Source organism: Ensifer sp. Root142, assembly GCF_001426785.1.
In the GTDB taxonomy this organism is placed as follows: Bacteria; Pseudomonadota; Alphaproteobacteria; order Rhizobiales; family Rhizobiaceae; genus Ensifer; species Ensifer canadensis.
Map to the genome: position 1 here is coordinate 297763 of NZ_LMFK01000001.1, position 16312 is coordinate 314074.

At 61.5% G+C, this 16312-nt stretch carries 12 protein-coding genes and 1 pseudogene; 8 read left to right on the plus strand and 5 right to left on the minus strand.

Going from position 1 to position 16312, the window contains the following annotated elements:
• Window positions 1-209 precede the first annotated feature (209 nt).
• On the plus strand, window positions 210-1229 hold the full coding sequence (ilvC, locus tag ASD52_RS01350) for a ketol-acid reductoisomerase (protein WP_025427588.1): 1020 nt from the start codon (window positions 210-212) through the stop codon (window positions 1227-1229).
• A 37-nt stretch (window positions 1230-1266) separates the two neighbouring features.
• Complete coding sequence (locus ASD52_RS01355; protein ID WP_225906316.1) at window positions 1267-1944, plus strand: NUDIX domain-containing protein; 678 nt, start codon at window positions 1267-1269, stop codon at window positions 1942-1944.
• Window positions 1945-2233: 289 nt separating this feature from the next.
• On the opposite strand, the gene ASD52_RS01360 is transcribed toward ASD52_RS01355, so the two are convergent.
• Together ASD52_RS01360 and ASD52_RS01365 are read right to left on the minus strand one after the other, a co-directional pair.
• Entirely contained in the window at window positions 2234-2479 is a 246-nt protein-coding gene (locus tag ASD52_RS01360) for a helix-turn-helix domain-containing protein (RefSeq protein ID WP_025427586.1), read from the minus strand.
• Between the two features lie 401 nt (window positions 2480-2880).
• Entirely contained in the window at window positions 2881-3264 is a 384-nt protein-coding gene (locus tag ASD52_RS01365) for a hypothetical protein (protein WP_025427585.1), read from the minus strand.
• 325 nt (window positions 3265-3589) lie between these two features.
• Between ASD52_RS01365 and ASD52_RS01370 the strand changes: the two genes are divergently transcribed.
• The 3 genes from ASD52_RS01370 (at window position 3590) to ASD52_RS01385 (ending at window position 6560) form a co-directional block, all read left to right on the plus strand.
• On the plus strand, window positions 3590-4222 hold the full coding sequence (locus tag ASD52_RS01370; RefSeq protein ID WP_057222715.1) for a LysE family translocator: 633 nt from the start codon (window positions 3590-3592) through the stop codon (window positions 4220-4222).
• An 83-nt stretch (window positions 4223-4305) separates the two neighbouring features.
• Window positions 4306-5268, plus strand: coding sequence for a helix-turn-helix domain-containing GNAT family N-acetyltransferase (locus ASD52_RS01375; RefSeq protein WP_025427583.1), 963 nt, complete (start codon window positions 4306-4308; stop codon window positions 5266-5268).
• A gap of 335 nt (window positions 5269-5603) precedes the next feature.
• Window positions 5604-6560, plus strand: a complete 957-nt coding sequence (locus ASD52_RS01385) for an MYG1 family protein (protein ID WP_025427581.1) — start codon at window positions 5604-5606, stop codon at window positions 6558-6560.
• A gap of 398 nt (window positions 6561-6958) precedes the next feature.
• On the opposite strand, the pseudogene ASD52_RS01390 reads toward ASD52_RS01385, so the two are convergent.
• Window positions 6959-8334 (minus strand): annotated as a pseudogene (locus tag ASD52_RS01390) (IS1182 family transposase).
• 228 nt (window positions 8335-8562) lie between these two features.
• Between ASD52_RS01390 and ASD52_RS01395 the strand changes: the two are divergent.
• Entirely contained in the window at window positions 8563-10872 is a 2310-nt protein-coding gene (locus ASD52_RS01395) for a rhodanese-like domain-containing protein (RefSeq protein WP_025427580.1), read from the plus strand.
• A 206-nt stretch (window positions 10873-11078) separates the two neighbouring features.
• On the opposite strand, the gene ASD52_RS01400 is transcribed toward ASD52_RS01395, so the two are convergent.
• The gene (locus tag ASD52_RS01400; RefSeq protein WP_057206253.1) at window positions 11079-12863 is read right to left on the minus strand and encodes an adenylate/guanylate cyclase domain-containing protein; all 1785 of its coding nucleotides are present in this window, start codon (window positions 12861-12863) and stop codon (window positions 11079-11081) included.
• Between the two features lie 422 nt (window positions 12864-13285).
• On the opposite strand from ASD52_RS01400, the gene ASD52_RS01405 reads away from it, so the two are divergent.
• Window positions 13286-13945 carry a peroxiredoxin gene (locus ASD52_RS01405; RefSeq protein WP_025427578.1) on the plus strand — a complete coding sequence of 220 codons (660 nt, stop codon included), beginning with the start codon at window positions 13286-13288 and terminating at the stop codon, window positions 13943-13945.
• Between the two features lie 261 nt (window positions 13946-14206).
• Window positions 14207-15244 carry an MBL fold metallo-hydrolase gene (locus ASD52_RS01410; protein WP_025427577.1) on the plus strand — a complete coding sequence of 346 codons (1038 nt, stop codon included), beginning with the start codon at window positions 14207-14209 and terminating at the stop codon, window positions 15242-15244.
• 163 nt (window positions 15245-15407) lie between these two features.
• Here ASD52_RS01410 and ASD52_RS01415 read toward each other — a convergent pair whose 3' ends face one another.
• Entirely contained in the window at window positions 15408-16289 is an 882-nt protein-coding gene (locus ASD52_RS01415) for an NAD(P)-binding domain-containing protein (RefSeq protein WP_057206190.1), read from the minus strand.
• Window positions 16290-16312: the final 23 nt, after the last annotated feature.

Below are 16312 nucleotides of genomic sequence, written 5' to 3' on the forward strand. Positions count from 1 at the left end.
GACACGCAAAGGTCGCTGCGGAACTGAAATTGCAGCGGCGCGTGTCGAAGACACGCAAAGGCCGCTGCAGAACTGAATTGCAGCGCCGCGTGTTGAAGACGCGCAAAGGCCGCTGCAGAAACGGAATTGCTGCATGGCGCCTGGATCGATCCCGGTTCAGGCATCGTGCAGCGGAAATACAACTGATAGCAACGGGAAGGACCATTCAAATGCGCGTCTATTACGATCGTGATGCCGACATCAACCTCATCAAGTCCAAGAAGGTCGCCATCGTCGGCTACGGCAGCCAGGGCCGCGCCCACGCGCTGAACCTGAAGGATTCCGGCGCCAAGGAAATCCGCGTCGCGCTGAAGCCGGGTTCGCCAACGGCTGCCAAGGTCGAGGCCGATGGCCTCCAGGTTCTTTCGGTCGCCGAAGCTGCCAAGTGGGCCGACCTGATCATGATGGCAACGCCGGACGAACTGCAGGCCGAAATCTACACGGCTGACATCGCCGGCAACATCCGTGACGGTGCTGCCATCGCATTCGCACACGGCCTCAACGTTCACTTCGGCCTGATCGAGCCGAAGGCGACGCTCGACGTCGTCATGATCGCACCGAAGGGCCCGGGCCACACGGTTCGCGGCGAATACCAGAAGGGCGGCGGCGTTCCCTGCCTCGTTGCCGTTCACCAGGACGCTTCGGGCAACGCCCTTGACCTCGCGCTCTCCTACGCCTGCGGCGTCGGCGGCGGCCGTTCGGGCATCATCGAAACCAACTTCAAGGAAGAGTGCGAAACCGACCTCTTCGGCGAACAGGCAGTTCTGTGCGGCGGTCTCGTCGAGCTCATCCGCGCCGGCTTCGAAACGCTGGTCGAAGGCGGCTACGCGCCGGAAATGGCCTATTTCGAGTGCCTGCACGAAGTCAAGCTGATCGTCGACCTGATCTATGAAGGCGGCATCGCCAACATGAACTACTCGATCTCGAACACGGCAGAGTGGGGCGAATACGTCACCGGCCCGCGGATCATCACGGCAGAAACCAAGGCCGAGATGAAGCGCGTTCTCACCGACATCCAGACCGGCAAGTTCACCTCGGAATGGATGCAGGAATACAAGTCGGGTGCGGCCCGCTTCAAGGGCATCCGCCGGGTCAACGACAACCACCAGATCGAAGAAGTCGGCGCCAAGCTGCGCGGCATGATGCCGTGGATCGGCAAGAACAAGCTGGTCGACAAGGCGAAGAACTAAGTTTTAGCGATCAAATGCATAGGAAAGGCCGGGGCGCATGCTCCGGCTTTTTTCGTTGCTGCAGCAAGCGATCGTCGCCGCGCCGCCGCAGGCGGGCTCGACCATTGCGCGGCGTGCTGTCGAGGAAACGGATGCCAGGATCGACGTCGGGCGCGACCACGCCTCATGGAGGCACTTGCCTAATTCGTCCCGGTGTTCGACATTGGCCCGCTACCTCATGGAAAGCGCCCCGATGAGCCCGATGAGATCGTATCTGGCGGAACTGCGCGGTTTGATCGGAAACCGCTTGCTCCTGCTTCCCTCCGTCGCCGCCGTCATCCATGACCACGCGGGCAATCTGCTGCTGCAGGAGAAATCTTCGGGCGAGGGGTGGAGCCTGCCTGCCGGCGCTATCGAGCCCGGCGAAACGCCGCAGGAGGCCGTCATTCGCGAGGTGGTGGAGGAGACCGGCCTTACGGTTGTGCCTGCAACCATTCTCGGCGTCTTCGGTGGGCGGGAATTTCGCTACACCTATCCGAATGGCGATCACGTCGAATACATCGTCACACTGTTCGGGTGCCGGATCGTTGACGACTGCGGGGAGTGGACAGACAGCGAGACAAGATCGCTTCGATATTTCGGGCCGGACGAGATGCCGCCACTCGCATTGCCTTATCCGGTTTCCACGTTTTTCTCCCAGGGATCCAATCGCCTTGTCCGTTCACCGGGACGGTGAGGAGAGCACTGATCGACGTCACGGGAGGCAAAACATTGCGGTGAGCATGACGGTGGGTCCGTTGCGGCAATGAACGTCTTTGCGGAAGAGCTTTCCAAAAACGAAGGAAGCCGGGGCGAAAACCCCGGCTTTCCCTTTTTGAGCCAATGGCCGCTGGGCCAGATTTCAGTCCAGACTCTCGGCTTGAAGCAGCGGCGGTTGAGCCTTGCTGCAAGAGAATGGTCTATCGTAGGTCGCATTTCGGGGTGGGCATGTGCCCGGCCCGGACACTATGTGCCCGGCACCGCCGTTAGTGTGTGGCGGTGAAGGTGGTAGGCGAGACTTGCAGGGCGGCAGCGATGCGCTGCAGCTTGACGGGATCGGTATCGGCACCAAGTTCGACCTTGGAGATTTCCGTTTCCGTCAGGCCTGTGGTTACCGACATATCATCGACGGTGTAGCCGTGGGATTCACGCGAACGCTTTACAGCGGCTCCGATGCTGACACGCGAAACAGTGGCGTCGGAAGCCTTATTCAGATTTTTCTTAAAGGACATGAAGTGTCTCCTTCGTTCGTCCACCGACAAGGAGTTTCGTCGGGTGAAGGGGGCCCGAAAATATCGTGCGACTCGAATAATGAGAGGCGTTCAGGCCTCGCTAATATAGTCAGGGCGATCGCCAAGGCAAGCTGGTCCCGGCATTTTTGAGTGGACAGAGCCGCTGGGCCCTTTGGCAGGCAAGCGTCTGCCGCAATGAAAAATCGTTTGGAAACCTTATGATATAGTGCCTGAGGCGACGGGTGTGCCCGCTCAAAAAAACTGGTGCGGGCATGACTTTTGCGGTGAAAGGAACATCGCCGGTGGCTGGCTTTGCGTCGTCACTGTCTGCGGAGGGTACTGCCGGGCAATCCTGCAGCAGACCCGCGCCCAGAGCAGGGAGCAGGCCTGCCCCGTGTCGGTCAGCGAAGGGGCGTGCAGCCCTTGACGTGAGGCGCCTTGACGCGGCCGGCCTGAAGGTCGCTCCAGAGGGGCAGGGACGGATCAGGCCCACCCAATGTCGCTTCGAAGGTGGCGCGGTTCAGCTTGACCAGGTTACCGGCCGAGGTGATGCTGACCAGCTCTTTCTTGCTGACAACGGCTATGCTGACATTCATGCGGCAGAAGAAGCGCTTGTCGCCGTTCGATGCGACCCAGCCATGCAGGCCGGCCTTGTTCTTGGTGAGTTTGCTGACCTTATAGCCCTGCTTTTCGAGCTGGGCCAAGGATTCCGCGTGGGCCAGACCCGGCATGAGGGTAAAGCCGATCAGCGTGGCTGCGAGCAATCGCTTGAATGAAATGGTCATTAAGTTTCAACCCCTGATTACAATATGACAACGTCTCCTACGGTCAAATCATGTCGAATACAACTTGGATCTGTCTTGTTGTCGAATGCCGAAATCCGCATTGGTTCTTCGCGCGGCAAGCAAGCGTCCAAGTGATGGGCGAACGGCGATCATCAGCCTTGCGCCCGATATTCCACAATGCTGGCACTTGAGCTCGCAACCGCATGATGCACCCGCTTTTGCCGACCCCGCATCCCCACAGGCCGTAAGGCGGCTTTCACGCCGGCCTTGCCATTCCCACGAATCCGGCTAAACCGAAATTCCGGCCACCTCAAAGGAAGATGTCATGCCGGATTTTTCCACACTTGCACTTTTTGCCGCCGCGTCGCTGGTGCTAACCGCCACGCCCGGTCCCGATATGCTGCTGATCGCTTCACGCAGCGTCAGCCAGGGGCAGGGGGCGGGGTTCCTCACCTATGCCGGAATCGCGCTCGGCACCTATTGCCATGCGCTTGCCGCCGCCCTCGGACTGTCGCAGCTGATCGCCACCGTGCCGATCGCCTATGAGATCGTGCGCTGGGTCGGCTGCGCCTATCTGCTCTATCTCGCCTTCAAGACCCTGCGCTCGCAGGCGATCGACTTTTCGCCGTCCGCGTCGCTGAAGCGGCTGTCACTCCGGCGGATTTTTGGCGAGGGGTTGCTCACCAACCTGCTCAACCCGAAGATGGCGCTGTTCGTGCTGGCGCTGTTTCCGCAGTTCATTCGGCCCGAAAACGGCGCGATGATCGTGCAGACGCTGGTGCTGGCGACGGTGCTGAACGGCATCGGCTTTCTCGTCAATTGCGCGGTGATCCTGCTTGGCGGCCGGATCCGCAGCCGGTTCACGTCGCCCACCCGCTTCAAGAAGCTGCCGCAATATCTGCTCGCCACCGTCTTTGCTGGCCTTGCCTGCCGGCTGGCGCTCGGGGCCAGGAACTAATACGCCTCGACCGATTGCCATTTTATGTTGACTCAATCAACAAACCGTTGTTGATTGAGTCAACTCATGCTGGATCATTTCCCATGGCACTCACCAACGATCACCCTGATGTGGCGGCGCTGCGCGCCTTCAACCGTCTCTACACCAACCGTCTGGGCCTGTTGAACGCCCATCTCGACCAGAGCCCGTTCACGCTCACCGAAGCGCGTATCCTCTACGAGCTTGCCCATCGGCAAGAGACGACGGCGGCCGAGCTGATGCGGACGCTTCAAGTCGACCGTGCCCAGCTCAGCCGCACGCTAAAGCGGTTCTCCGATCGCGGGCTGGTCGAGAAGTCGGACCATCCGGAGGGTGGCCGCCGCCAGCCGATTTCGCTCACCCCTGCCGGGCGCAAGGCGTTCACCGCCCTGGAGCAGAACACCCGCGAGGCGATCGGCAAGCTGCTGGATACATTGCCATCGACCGAGCGCAAGCGGTTGATCGCGGCCACCAGCACCATCAGCGAGATCCTTGAGGACAAGGCAGGCGGGGACTTAATGCTGCGCGATCTGAAGCCGGGCGATCTCGGCTGGATCATCCATCGCCAGACCGTGCTGTATGTTCAGGAATATGGCTGGAACCAGGAGTATGAGGCGCTGGCTGCGGGCATCCTCGCGGATTTCGTAAAATCCTTCGACCCGGCCCGCGAGGCCGCCTGGATCGCCGAAATCGACGGCCGCGTCGTCGGCTCGATCTTCCTCGTGGCCGGCGACAAGCCTGATGTGGCCAAGCTGCGGCTGCTCTATGTCGAGCCGGATGCGCGCGGACGCGGCGTCGGGGCGGCGCTGGTTGCCGCCTGCATCGAGCGCGCCCGCACTGTCGGCTATCACACGCTGGTGCTGTGGACCAACAGCGTGCTGACCTCGGCCCGGCGCATCTACGAGCGCGCCGGCTTCACGCTCACCGAGGAGGCGCCGCACCATTCCTTCGGCAAGGACCTGGTGGGCCAGACCTGGTCGCTCGATCTCGGGCAGGGGGTGAAACGGAAAGTGGCCGGCGAGCGATAAGAGGCACAGGTCTTCTGTCCGCGCCGCGTGGTTCCCATCCATCGTCCCGCATAGCGGGGCAACGGCGCGGGGCTGCGCCCCGGCGGCAGATCTGTTGTGGGTTGACGGCGGCCTATCCGCGTGCGGCGAAATCCTCCGGATCGGGCCGCCGCTTGGTGTTCCGGGCCGGAACCGAAAGCACCTCCGTCTGAAACGCAAGGCCGTGCCGGATGAGGGCGCGAACCCCGGAATAAGCGATCAGAGGGTTGAGATGGCGTCTGGCAAAGGCTATCTGGTGCCATCGCAAACGCCCCTCGGGCGAACTTTCTTCAGAAAACCACAAGGCGTATCCCGGCATGAGCCCAGAATTCCTCGTCACCCATTCCGGTGGCTTCCATGCCGATGAGCTCATGTCGAGCGTCATCCTGACCCGGCTGTTCCCTGAGGCGAAGATCGTGCGCAGCCGGGCGCCGGAGTGGATCACACCCGGCACCGACCGCATCATCTACGACGTCGGCGGCGCCTATGACGCTGAAACCAGGATCTTCGACCATCACCAGCGCGGCGCACCGCTGCGCGATGATGGCCAGCCCTACAGCTCGTTCGGCCTGATCTGGAAGCATTATGGCCGCGATTATCTCGCCGCCTCCGGTGTCCCGGAAGCGCATGTCGAGGCGGTGCACGCCTCCTTCGACAAGAGCTTCGTGCTGCCAATCGATCTGGTGGACAATGGCGCGCTCAGCCCCTCCGTTGCCGGGCCGCTCGCCGGACTGACGCTGCCGGCGCTGCTCGAAACCCTGAAACCGGTTTTCGACGAGACCGATCCCGGCGCCGATGATCGCGCCTTCCATTCAGCCCTCGCCATCGCCCGCAGTTTCGTCGAGGCCAGCATCGGCCGTAGCGCCGCAAAACTGCGTGCGGAAGCCGTCGTGCACCAGGCGATCGTCGATACCGGCGAGGCCCGTGTGCTGGAGCTGCCGATGGGCATGCCGTTCCGTCCCGCCATCGTCAAGGCAGGCGCCGATCACCTGCTGTTTGTCGTCCACCCGCGCGACAAGGACTGGTGCCTGACCGGCATCCGCCGCGCCGACGAGGGCTTCGAGCTGCGCGCCGACCTGCCGGCCGCCTGGGCCGGCCTCACCAACGCCGACCTCGAGGCCGCCTGCGGCGTTGCGGGCGCCACCTTCTGCCACAACGGCCGCTTCATCGCCGCCGCCAAAACCCGCGAGGCAGCGCTGGCGATGGCGGAACTGGCGGTAACGGAGGCTGTCTCTGTCGCGCAAGGGCAAGCGACGGCTGCTCAGGTGGCGTGAGCCATCGAGTGACGATTGTGGTGCAGTCCGACCACTTGCTGCCATGGGCTTGTTGAGGAAGCGCTGCACCACTCGTCGGACTTGGCCGAAGTGACCAGAAACGGCCAAGCACTCTCTGTGTCCGGCATGCGGGATACGGCTTATGTGGGGAGAGAGTTCCCGCCCGCAGCCGGCTGATGGCACCAACCTATTCGCGAAGCGGCCGCAGTATCTGCCTGTCGTCGTCTTTGCCGGACTGGCTTTCTTTCTGGCGCTTTGCAATCATTACGTCCGCAGTCGGCCGATTTCGTTGAAAAACTCGATGGATTTCCGCCCATCCGCCCGTTTTGGTCTTTTGGGCGCGGGGTCATCGGTTATCTGCCCTGCGCCTTAGCGCAAGGTATCGATGTATGCCGCGCTCATGCGGCGATGGCGCGGTATAGCGACCTTTGCGGCCTGAGTTTCGCGAGCCTCCTGAGGTTTTGGGCGGTTGCTGCCAGCAAGAATTCGTCTCGCGCACCGCACGGTCCTCTTAGCCTCAAACGCGCCATCCGCAGAATGCGCTTGAGGTGGGCAAAGAGCATTTCTACCTTCTTGCGACGATGTCGGGACTGCACGTATTCAGGTGTGGTGGCAATAGCTCGGGCAACATCGCGGGCATCCTCGTTGAGATCACGCGGCACCTTGCGCATAGGCATGTTCGGGCAGCAGCGAAGCTTTAATTCGCACGGGTCGCAGTTCTTTTTGCTGGCGCGATAGAGTCGTGTTCCTTCGCTCGTGATCCCTGATCTGGGCGTTGCATAGGTTCGATGGAACTGCTTCAATTCCTTTCCCGCAGGGCAGACGTAGCGATCATTCTCGGCCTCCCAGGTGAAGTCCGAACGCGAGAAGGTCCCGTCCGTCCGGTTCGATTTGTCGAAGACAGGAATGTGCGGCGCGATCTTCTTCTCCTTGACCAGCCAGGCCAGATTGTCGGCAGAACCATAAGCGCTATCGGCTGCCAGATAGTCTGGCTTCAAGCCGAAGCGGTTCTCGGTCCTGTCGAGCATTGTGCGGGATGCTCCGACCTCTGCCTGGCGGATCGCACGTGTCGCCTCCACGTCCAGAATGACGCCATGATCGGTATCGATCAGATAGTTGGTGGCGTAGGCGAAGAAGGCATGGCCTTTGTGGGCACCCGTCCATTGCGCTGCTGGATCGGAAGGCGAGATGAACTTCGGCGTCACCGGCGATGCCGCACCGAAAGCGGCATCATCAAGAACTGCAAGGTATTCCTGGACCGAGCGGCTGGCATCGTCTTTGACTTCCCACTCCGCACCAGGCACAGAACGCTGCTTGTTGGCGTCTGCGGCGATCAGGCATCGACGGCAAACCCTTCCGCGCCCACCAGTCCCTGGGCAAGACAGCGTTCCACCACCGTCTCGAATAGGTGCCGCAGGATGTCGCTTTGCCGGAACCGGCCATGACGGTTCTTCGAGAAGCTGGAGTGATCCGGTACCTTGCCGTCCAGTCCGAGGCGGCAGAACCAACGATAGGCAAGGTTGAGGTGGACTTCCTCGCAAAGTCGCCGTTCCGAGCGGATACCCATCGAATAGCCGATGATCAGCATCCGCATCATCAGCTCAGGGGCAACCGAAGGACGACCTGTGTTGCTGTAGAACGGCTTCAACGGTGCTCGCACGCTGTCGAGGTCGAGATGGCGGTCTATCCCGCGCAGCAGATGGTCAGCAGGGACGTGATCTTTGAGGCAGAAGTCGTAGAAGAGCTGCGCCGGAGCCGCCTGACATCCCATCATTCACCTGATCCCCTGCAAATCACTCAGAGGATTGAATCACGCGTCCCAAGTACCGGCAATACCGAGTTTTTCAACAGTATCGGCCCGAAGCGGCCATTCCGGCAAGGTCCCGAGTCAGGCAATAAATCTGGCACGAGCGAGGAAACAAGCGTAGCTTCGGAAGCTAGAGTTCCCGCCCCTGACCAACGCAAGAGCGAGGCCTTCTCTACACCTTTGGGAGAGGTGGCTATGGAAGCAGTTCGCGCAGAACGGCGGCTGGTGGCAATTCTTGCCGTCGACATTGTCGGTTATTCGCGACTCATCGAAGCCGACGAGGCCCGGACCCTGGCTGCAATCAAGGCATGGCGTTCCGAAATCTTCGATCCCTTTATGGAAGATTATCACGGACGCATCGTGAAACTCATGGGCGATGGTGCGATCGTGGAATTTGGCTCCGTCGTCGACGCCGTGGCTTGCGCAGTCGCGTCACAAAGTAAGGTCGCTGCGTGCCAAGTGGATGTCCCAGTCCAGCGTCGACTTCTCCTCCGCATGGGCATCAATCTCGGAGATGTGGTTGTCGACGAGGATGATTTGCTGGGCGATGGCGTCAACGTCGCGGCTCGCCTTGAGCAGATGTGTGAGCCAGGGGGACTTTTCGTATCTGGCACTGCTTTCGATCACTTGCAGGGCAAGTTCGAATTGCCGCTGGAATTTATCGGCGAGCAGCATGTGAAGAATATCCAGCGGCCCGTCCGTGTCTACCGGGTGAGGTTCGAGGGAAATACTCGGCTGCGACGCTTCAACCTCAAAAGCTTTCGCCGTTGGAGAATCCCGGCTGCTTTGGCCTTCCTGCTCCTGATAAGCGTTCCAGCAGTTTGGCTGGCCCAAACGCGCGAAAGTGCTGACGCGGCGTCCGTTGCGCGGATGGCTTTTCCGCTACCCCAAACGCCCTCCATCGCCGTCCTGCCATTCGACAATCTCAGCTCTGATGCGGGGCAGAGCTATTTTGCCGACGGGATGACCGACGACTTGATCACCGAACTCTCAAAACTGTCTGGCATCTTCGTGATCGCGCGCAACTCGACCTTCACCTACAAGGGCAAGCCCACCAAAGTTCAGCAGGTGGCCGAGGAACTGGGCGTCCATTACATCCTGGAGGGCAGCGTACGTCGAGAGGGAAACCATGTTCGTGTCAATGCCCAGTTGATTGACGCGATCGACGGACATCACCTCTGGGCCGAGCGCTATGATGGGGAAATGAGCGGCGTGTTCGGGCTGCAGGACAGGGTGATCGGACAGATCGTTTCAACTCTTTCAGTGAAGCTGACGAGTGCCGAGCGAAGCGTGGCAGCGGTGCCGGAAACGACGAATCCGCAAGCCTACGATTCGCTGTTGCGGGGTTGGGATCATCTTCGCCGGGACAGCGAGGCCGAAACGGCCACGGCCTCCGACTTCTTCCAGAAGGCGATCGTACTCGATCCAAACTATAGCCGCGCCTATGCGTCACTGGCAGCAGCAAACTGGCGGACGAGCATCTTGTCCTGGGATTTTTACCGTCGGGAGACCGCTTCAAAGAACCTCATCAGAAATCTAGCAAAGGCTATGGAGAAGCCGACGCCGCTTGCCTATGCGATATCGGCGCAGGTGCTTGCGCAGCAGGGTCGCTATGACGAAGCATTCACTGCCATCGACCGGGCGATGAAGCTTGCGCCGAATGATCCTGACAACCATGTCGGCCTGGCGCGGATTCTCAACGCGAAGGGACGCGCAACTGAGGCGGAACAGCAGGCCCGCCTGGCGATGAGGTTCGATCCCCATCCCTCGCGTGCAACGCTGCGCATGCTCGCAGTCTCGTTCTTTTCCCAGGGAAAATATGTCGAAGCCGTCGACACCTTTGAACGCGTGATCGGCAAAAAGTCCGATCTCCGGGCAGATTACGCCACCCTGATAGCAAGCTACGGACATCTCGGGCGCACTGACGGCATTCAGACGCTGATCGACCAGTATAACACGCTGGCCATGTCCTTCTTGGGCGATCCGCTCACCGTCCAGGAAAGTGCTTATGATTGGTATGGTAGCGCATTCAGCTACCATAGGCCTTACATCACGCGCCTGCAGGAGGGACTCCGCAAGGCCGGATTGCCCGAGGGGGCTGGCACAGACCTCGCCCTTGACGACTACGTGAAGTTTATGGCGCTGACCAAGGGCGAACTCAGTGTCGACAGAACCATAAAAATCGATGTCACGGAAGCAAAGGCGCTGCTCGCACGCGGCGTGCCCTTCATCGATGTGCGTGCTTCGCTTAACTATGACAATGGCCATATCCCCAAGGCCATCAACCTATCCCTCGTCACCGGCCTATCAAAGGAAAGCCTTGCCATGGTGGGGGGAAAGGAAGGTGAGGTCGCCTTCTATTGTCAGGGCAAGAGTTGCACCTATGCCGCTTATGCTTCGGCCAAGGCGATCGCCTGGGGTTACACGCACATCTACTATTTTGCCGGCGGTTTTTTGGAGTGGGACGACGAGGGCTATCCACTTGTAATCGAGGTCAAGAGATAGATTGAGCAAGAGCCACATGAAACCATGTGGCCACCAAACGCAATCCGGATCATTGTGACCACCTTTGGCGCAATCCAGTCGTTCAATGTCTTGCAGAGATGACCTTCACACGTGTTGTGACCCGAACGGTTAGCTGCGCTACTTTCGCAAACAGTCTGTATGTCTTGAATGTGCCGAGCCAGGCACGCAAAGTGCTTCCCGGCCTCTCACTCCACCAGCCCCGCCTTGCGCAACCCTTCCACTCGACGCTCAAAATCATCCGGGTTGCGGAAGGGCAGGACGCGGCGGCGGCGGGGGATGGAGAAATTGGGGTTGAGTTCCAGCGCGCGGTTCCAGGCCTGGCGGCTTTGGTCCAGATGGCCGAGATGGCCGTGGCAGGAGGCGAGCAGGGCAAAGGCGGTTTCCGAATGCGGGTTTCGCATCAGTCGGGCCTCGATCGCCAGGATCGCCGTTTCGTAAGCGCCGAGCGAAAAGTGGGCGTCGGCGAGGAACTGTAAAAGCACTTCGGGATAGAGCGGGTCGAGCCGCATGGAGATGTCGAGTTCGTCGAGCGCTGCCTTCGGTTCGCCGGAGAAGATCAGCGCATGGGCGAGCGCCATGTGGAGCTGCACCGAGTTGGGCGCCAGCGCCAGCCCCAGATGCGCCTCGTCCCGCGCCCGGTCCAGCTCTCTCATCCACATGCAGGCGACGCTGAGCGCGCAGTGGCAGTCGGGCTGGTCGTCCGCCATCGCGACTGCCCGTTCGGCAAGCGCACGGCCGGTGCTCAGCGACTGCTCGGGATCGGCGCTCCAGTCGTTGATATAGTCGAGCACATGGGTGAAGGCGATGAGCGCATGGGCGGCGGCATAGTCGGGGTCGATGGCAACAGCGGCTTCGGCGAGGCTGCGTGCGGCAGCATTGGCGAGCAGCGTGTGCGCAGACGCCTGCTCGCGGCCGCGCAAGAGCAGCTCGTAGGCCTTGACGTCGACCGGGCGGCCGCCGGCAAGCGAGCTTTTGTCGCCGCCGGTCAACTGGACTTTCAGCGCAGTGACGATCTCCCGCGTCAGTTCGTCCTGCACCGCGAAGATATCGGTGAGATCGCGGTCGAAGCGATTGGCCCAGACGTGGCCGCCATCGTTGGCGTCGATCAATTGCGCGGTGACGCGCACGCGGTTGCCGGCCTTGCGCACGCTGCCTTCGAGCACGTAGCGCACGCCGAGCGCCTTGGCGACCTCAGGCACGGACACCGCCGCGTTCTTGTAGACGAAGGACGAGTTGCGGGCGATGACATGCAGCTCCGACAGCCGGGAAAGGTCGGTGATGATGTCCTCGCTGATACCGTCGGAGAAATATTCCTGCTCGGCATCGCCGCTCATGTTGTCGAAGGCGAGCACGGCGATCGAAGGCTTTTCCGGCAGGCGGTACGGGCTCGGCGGCTGCGCCTTTGCCGGCGTCGGGGCAGGGGCGGGGCCATTGGCCGCGCGGGCAACGCCGATCTCCAGCGCGTAGATCCGGATCGGCTCGACGATGTTCTTCAGCTGCGTGGCACCAAGGTCGGTTGCCGTAAGGTCCAGCCGCGCCTTGACCTGACGGTAGGCATCCTCGGAAAGGCAGATCGCGCCGGGGCGGGCGATGCCTTCCAGCCGCGAGGCGATGTTGACGCCGTCGCCCATCAGGTCGCCGTCGCTTTCCTCGACGACATCGCCGAGGTGGATGCCGATGCGGAACTCGATGCGCCGGTCCTCGGGCACGCCGGCGTTGCGCTCCAGCATGGCGCTCTGCACCTCGATGGCGCAGCGCACGGCATCGACGACGCTGCGGAACTCGATGAGGCTGCCATCGCCGGTGCGCTTGACGATGCGGCCGTTGTAGACGGCGATGGTGGGGTCGATCAGGTCGCTGCGCAGCGTGCGCAGCCGCGCCAGGATACGCTCCTCGTCGGCGCCGGCGAGCCGGCTGTACCCGACCACGTCGGCGACAAGGATGGCCGCAATTTTTCGCGTATCGCTCATGGCAGCTCCGACCTGATACCAACCTGCACCGATATTGACCTCCTGCGCCGGAGCGATTTTGTTCTCCGGCAAGAAGACAACCGGAGCCGGACCCAAGCGGTCCGGTAAGGATTGTCGACGCCATCAGCGGGCCAAAAGTGTCCGGCCCTTCGGGTGGGCCGCCTGTCGACCACCGGCCGCGTCGCAATCCTTAACCGATGCCAAGGCATCGCTCCGAGGTCTGCTCCTCGCCGGATGACCGCACACGGTCCCACGCAATCGGTCATATCAGCACAGACTGATATGACGCAGATTACCACAGCGGCAAGGCGGCCGCCTCTCGTCTCTCTACCTCATCTTTAGAAGTTGCCTATCGCACCAAAAGTGGCACACTTCCCGCCTTGTATGGCTGAAGCCAGCATATTCAAATGATGGGGTCTATCGTGACACTTGCAATCAACGACATCGCACCGGATTTCCAGGCGGAAACCACGGAAGGCAAGATCCAGTTTCACGACTGGATCGGCGATTCCTGGGCCGTGCTGTTCTCGCATCCGAAGGATTTCACGCCAGTCTGCACCACCGAGCTTGGCTACATGGCCAAGATCAAGCCGGAATTCGACCGGCGCGGGGTAAAGATCATCGGGCTCTCCGTCGATCCGCTCGACCGCCACGCCGGCTGGGTCAGCGACATCGCGGAAACGCAGGGAGCCACGCCGAACTTTCCGATGATCGCCGACGTCGACTACAACGTGTCGAAGCTCTACGGCATGCTGCCGGCGCCGGTATCGGGCGACCCGACGCAGCGCACCGCCGCCGATAACCAGACTGTGCGCAACGTCTTCGTCGTCGGGCCGGACAAGAAGGTCAAGCTGATCCTGATCTATCCGATGACCACCGGTCGCAACTTCGACGAGGTGCTGCGGGTGATCGATTCGCTGCAGCTGACGGCCAAGCACAAGGTGGCAACGCCGGTGAACTGGAAGAACGGCGAAGACGTGATCATCGCCGGCTCGGTCAGCGACGAGGAAGCCAAGCAGAAGTATCCGGAAGGCTGGCGCGCACCAAAACCCTATATCCGGATCGTGCCGCAGCCGAAGTAATCGCGGGAGGCGGCCTGCCGCGCCCGCGCCACTGCATGACGCCCTGGGCCGGAGCCGGTCTCGGCAAGGATCATGCAGCCGCTTCTTGAAGTACGAGACATCCCGCGGATGAGATTTGTCCCGCGGGATGCAGCGGGCTTGCACTAAAGCGCGTCGCGATCTCTAGGATTCGCTTGCTGCGCTTTACGCTCTTGTTTTTGCGCATGTCGTCATCGCAAAACCGCTGAGCACTTTTGCGCGACATGCTCTAGGGGGAAACCGATGATCTTCCGCCAACTCTTCGACAGTACGTCCGGCACCTATACCTACCTCATTGCCTCCAGGCAGGGGGGAGAGGCGCTGATCATCGACCCGGTTCTGGAAAAGGTCGACCGCTATCTGCAGCTGGTGCGCGAGCTTGACCTGAAACTGGTCAAGGCGGTCGACACGCATCTGCATGCCGACCACATCACCGGGCTCGGGGCGCTGCGCGATCGCACCCATTGCATCACCGTCATGGGCGAGCAAACGGCGGCCGATGTGGTTTCGATGCGGGTGGCCGAGGGCGACCGTGTTTCGATCGAGGGCCTCAGCCTCGACGTGCTCTACACGCCTGGCCATACGGACGACAGCTATTCGTTCCTGACGGGTGGGCGGGTGTTTACCGGCGACACGCTGCTCATCCGCGGCACGGGGCGCACGGATTTCCAGAACGGCGACCCGCGCCAGCAATATGATTCGATCTTCAACAAGCTCTTGAAGCTGCCCGACGACACGCTGGTCTATCCGGCCCACGACTATAAGGGCGACACGGTCTCGACCATCGGCGAGGAAAAGCGCTTCAATCCGCGCCTCAAGGTGCAATCGGTCGACGAATATGTCGACCTGATGAACAATCTCAACCTGCCGAACCCGAAGATGATGGATGTGGCAGTGCCGGCCAATATCCATGTCGGCCTGCATCAGGACGAGATCGCCGCCAAGGGCTGGGCGGTTTCGGCGGTGGAAGCCCTGGCGCTCAGGGGCCGTTCGGATGTCGCAATCGTCGATCTGCGCGAGAAGGCGGAGCGGGAAAAGCACGGCGCCATTCCCGGTGCGCTGCACGCACCCTATCCGGAACTGCGGGAAAACATCGGCGCTGGCGGCATGCTGCATGAACTGGCGCTTGCGACGGGCAAGCGCATCGTTTTTTATTGCGCCTTCGGCGAACGCTCGGCGATGGCGGTCCAGGCGGCGCAAGCCGCCGGACTGATCAGCGCCTGCCATATCGAGGGCGGCATCGATGCCTGGAAAAAGGCAAACGGGCCGCTGGTGCGCTAAGGCGCCGCGCGTCGAACATGACGCGCGAACGACGCTGTAACGCTTTAAAGTTACTGCATGATTTCTCCTTGGATCGGATCCGATCCAAGGGCTGATCCCTAGCCAGCTCGGAATGGCGGCCGGTCCGGGAATAGGTGAGATGTTCCCTGTTTGCTTGAGGGCGCTACGCCTTGCCCATGAACTGGGAGAGGGCGGCGAAGTCGTCATGCAGATGGCCCGATGCAATCGCCCGGCTGAAGATCGCGTCATAACCGTCGACTACGGTCCGATCGATGCTGCGCGCTTCCATCAGGTCCTTGAGATGCTGGAACGCGCCGTAATGCGGCGAGATCGACGACAGCGTTTCCGCGTCGCTGGCAAACCGTCCGGCACCGGTCCGCTTGATCAGGTCGGCGACCAGCCCTTCGACGACGGGCGCGGTCGCCTTCCATTGGCGTCCCAGTTCGCCAACGTCGATGTCTTCGGCTCGGCAGACGGCGATCGCGTGCAGCCCGCCGAAGAGCGCCCCCCACATCAGCGCGAGGAGGGCGCTATCGAGCGCGTTGGCGCGCCCCGGTTCGGTGCCGATGTGCTGGACATTGCCGCCGAGCGCGCGAAACACAGTCTCGTTGGCGGTGAAGGGTTCAAGCGCGCCCGATAGCAGGATCGTGCCCGCATCGGTGCCGATGAAGTCGGGCGTCGCCAGGATGGCGCCATCGATGTATTGGGCGCCATGGGTCGCGGCCCACCCGCTGGTTTCGCGCGCGCCCTCAGGCGTCCCCGAGGTCAACTCAACGATCAGCTTGCCTGCCAGGCCGGGCGCAACGTCGTTTGCGCGCAGCAACGCTGCGGTGGCGGCATAGTCGCTGACATTGACGATGACGATCTCGGACGCGTCAATCGCCTGGCGGACGGTCGGCGCTAAGGTGGCGCCGAGTGCCGTGAGCGGCTCGGCTTTCTCCCTTGTCCTGTTCCAGACCGTGGTGCGATACCCGGCCTGGAGCAGGGCGCGCGCCAGCGCCGATCCCATGCGTCCCGTTCCCAAAACACTCATTGATGGCTTCATTGCAAAACTCCATATCCGTTGGC

Coding starts and splice junctions, on each gene's coding strand:
- ilvC (WP_025427588.1), top strand. CDS start 210: ATGCGCGTCTATTACGATCGTGATGCCGACATCAACCTCATCAAGTCC.
- ASD52_RS01355 (WP_225906316.1), top strand. CDS start 1,267: ATGCTCCGGCTTTTTTCGTTGCTGCAGCAAGCGATCGTCGCCGCGCCG.
- ASD52_RS01360 (WP_025427586.1), bottom strand. CDS start 2,479: ATGTCCTTTAAGAAAAATCTGAATAAGGCTTCCGACGCCACTGTTTCG.
- ASD52_RS01365 (WP_025427585.1), bottom strand. CDS start 3,264: ATGACCATTTCATTCAAGCGATTGCTCGCAGCCACGCTGATCGGCTTT.
- ASD52_RS01370 (WP_057222715.1), top strand. CDS start 3,590: ATGCCGGATTTTTCCACACTTGCACTTTTTGCCGCCGCGTCGCTGGTG.
- ASD52_RS01375 (WP_025427583.1), top strand. CDS start 4,306: ATGGCACTCACCAACGATCACCCTGATGTGGCGGCGCTGCGCGCCTTC.
- ASD52_RS01385 (WP_025427581.1), top strand. CDS start 5,604: ATGAGCCCAGAATTCCTCGTCACCCATTCCGGTGGCTTCCATGCCGAT.
- ASD52_RS01395 (WP_025427580.1), top strand. CDS start 8,563: ATGGAAGCAGTTCGCGCAGAACGGCGGCTGGTGGCAATTCTTGCCGTC.
- ASD52_RS01400 (WP_057206253.1), bottom strand. CDS start 12,863: ATGAGCGATACGCGAAAAATTGCGGCCATCCTTGTCGCCGACGTGGTC.
- ASD52_RS01410 (WP_025427577.1), top strand. CDS start 14,207: ATGATCTTCCGCCAACTCTTCGACAGTACGTCCGGCACCTATACCTAC.
- ASD52_RS01415 (WP_057206190.1), bottom strand. CDS start 16,289: ATGAAGCCATCAATGAGTGTTTTGGGAACGGGACGCATGGGATCGGCG.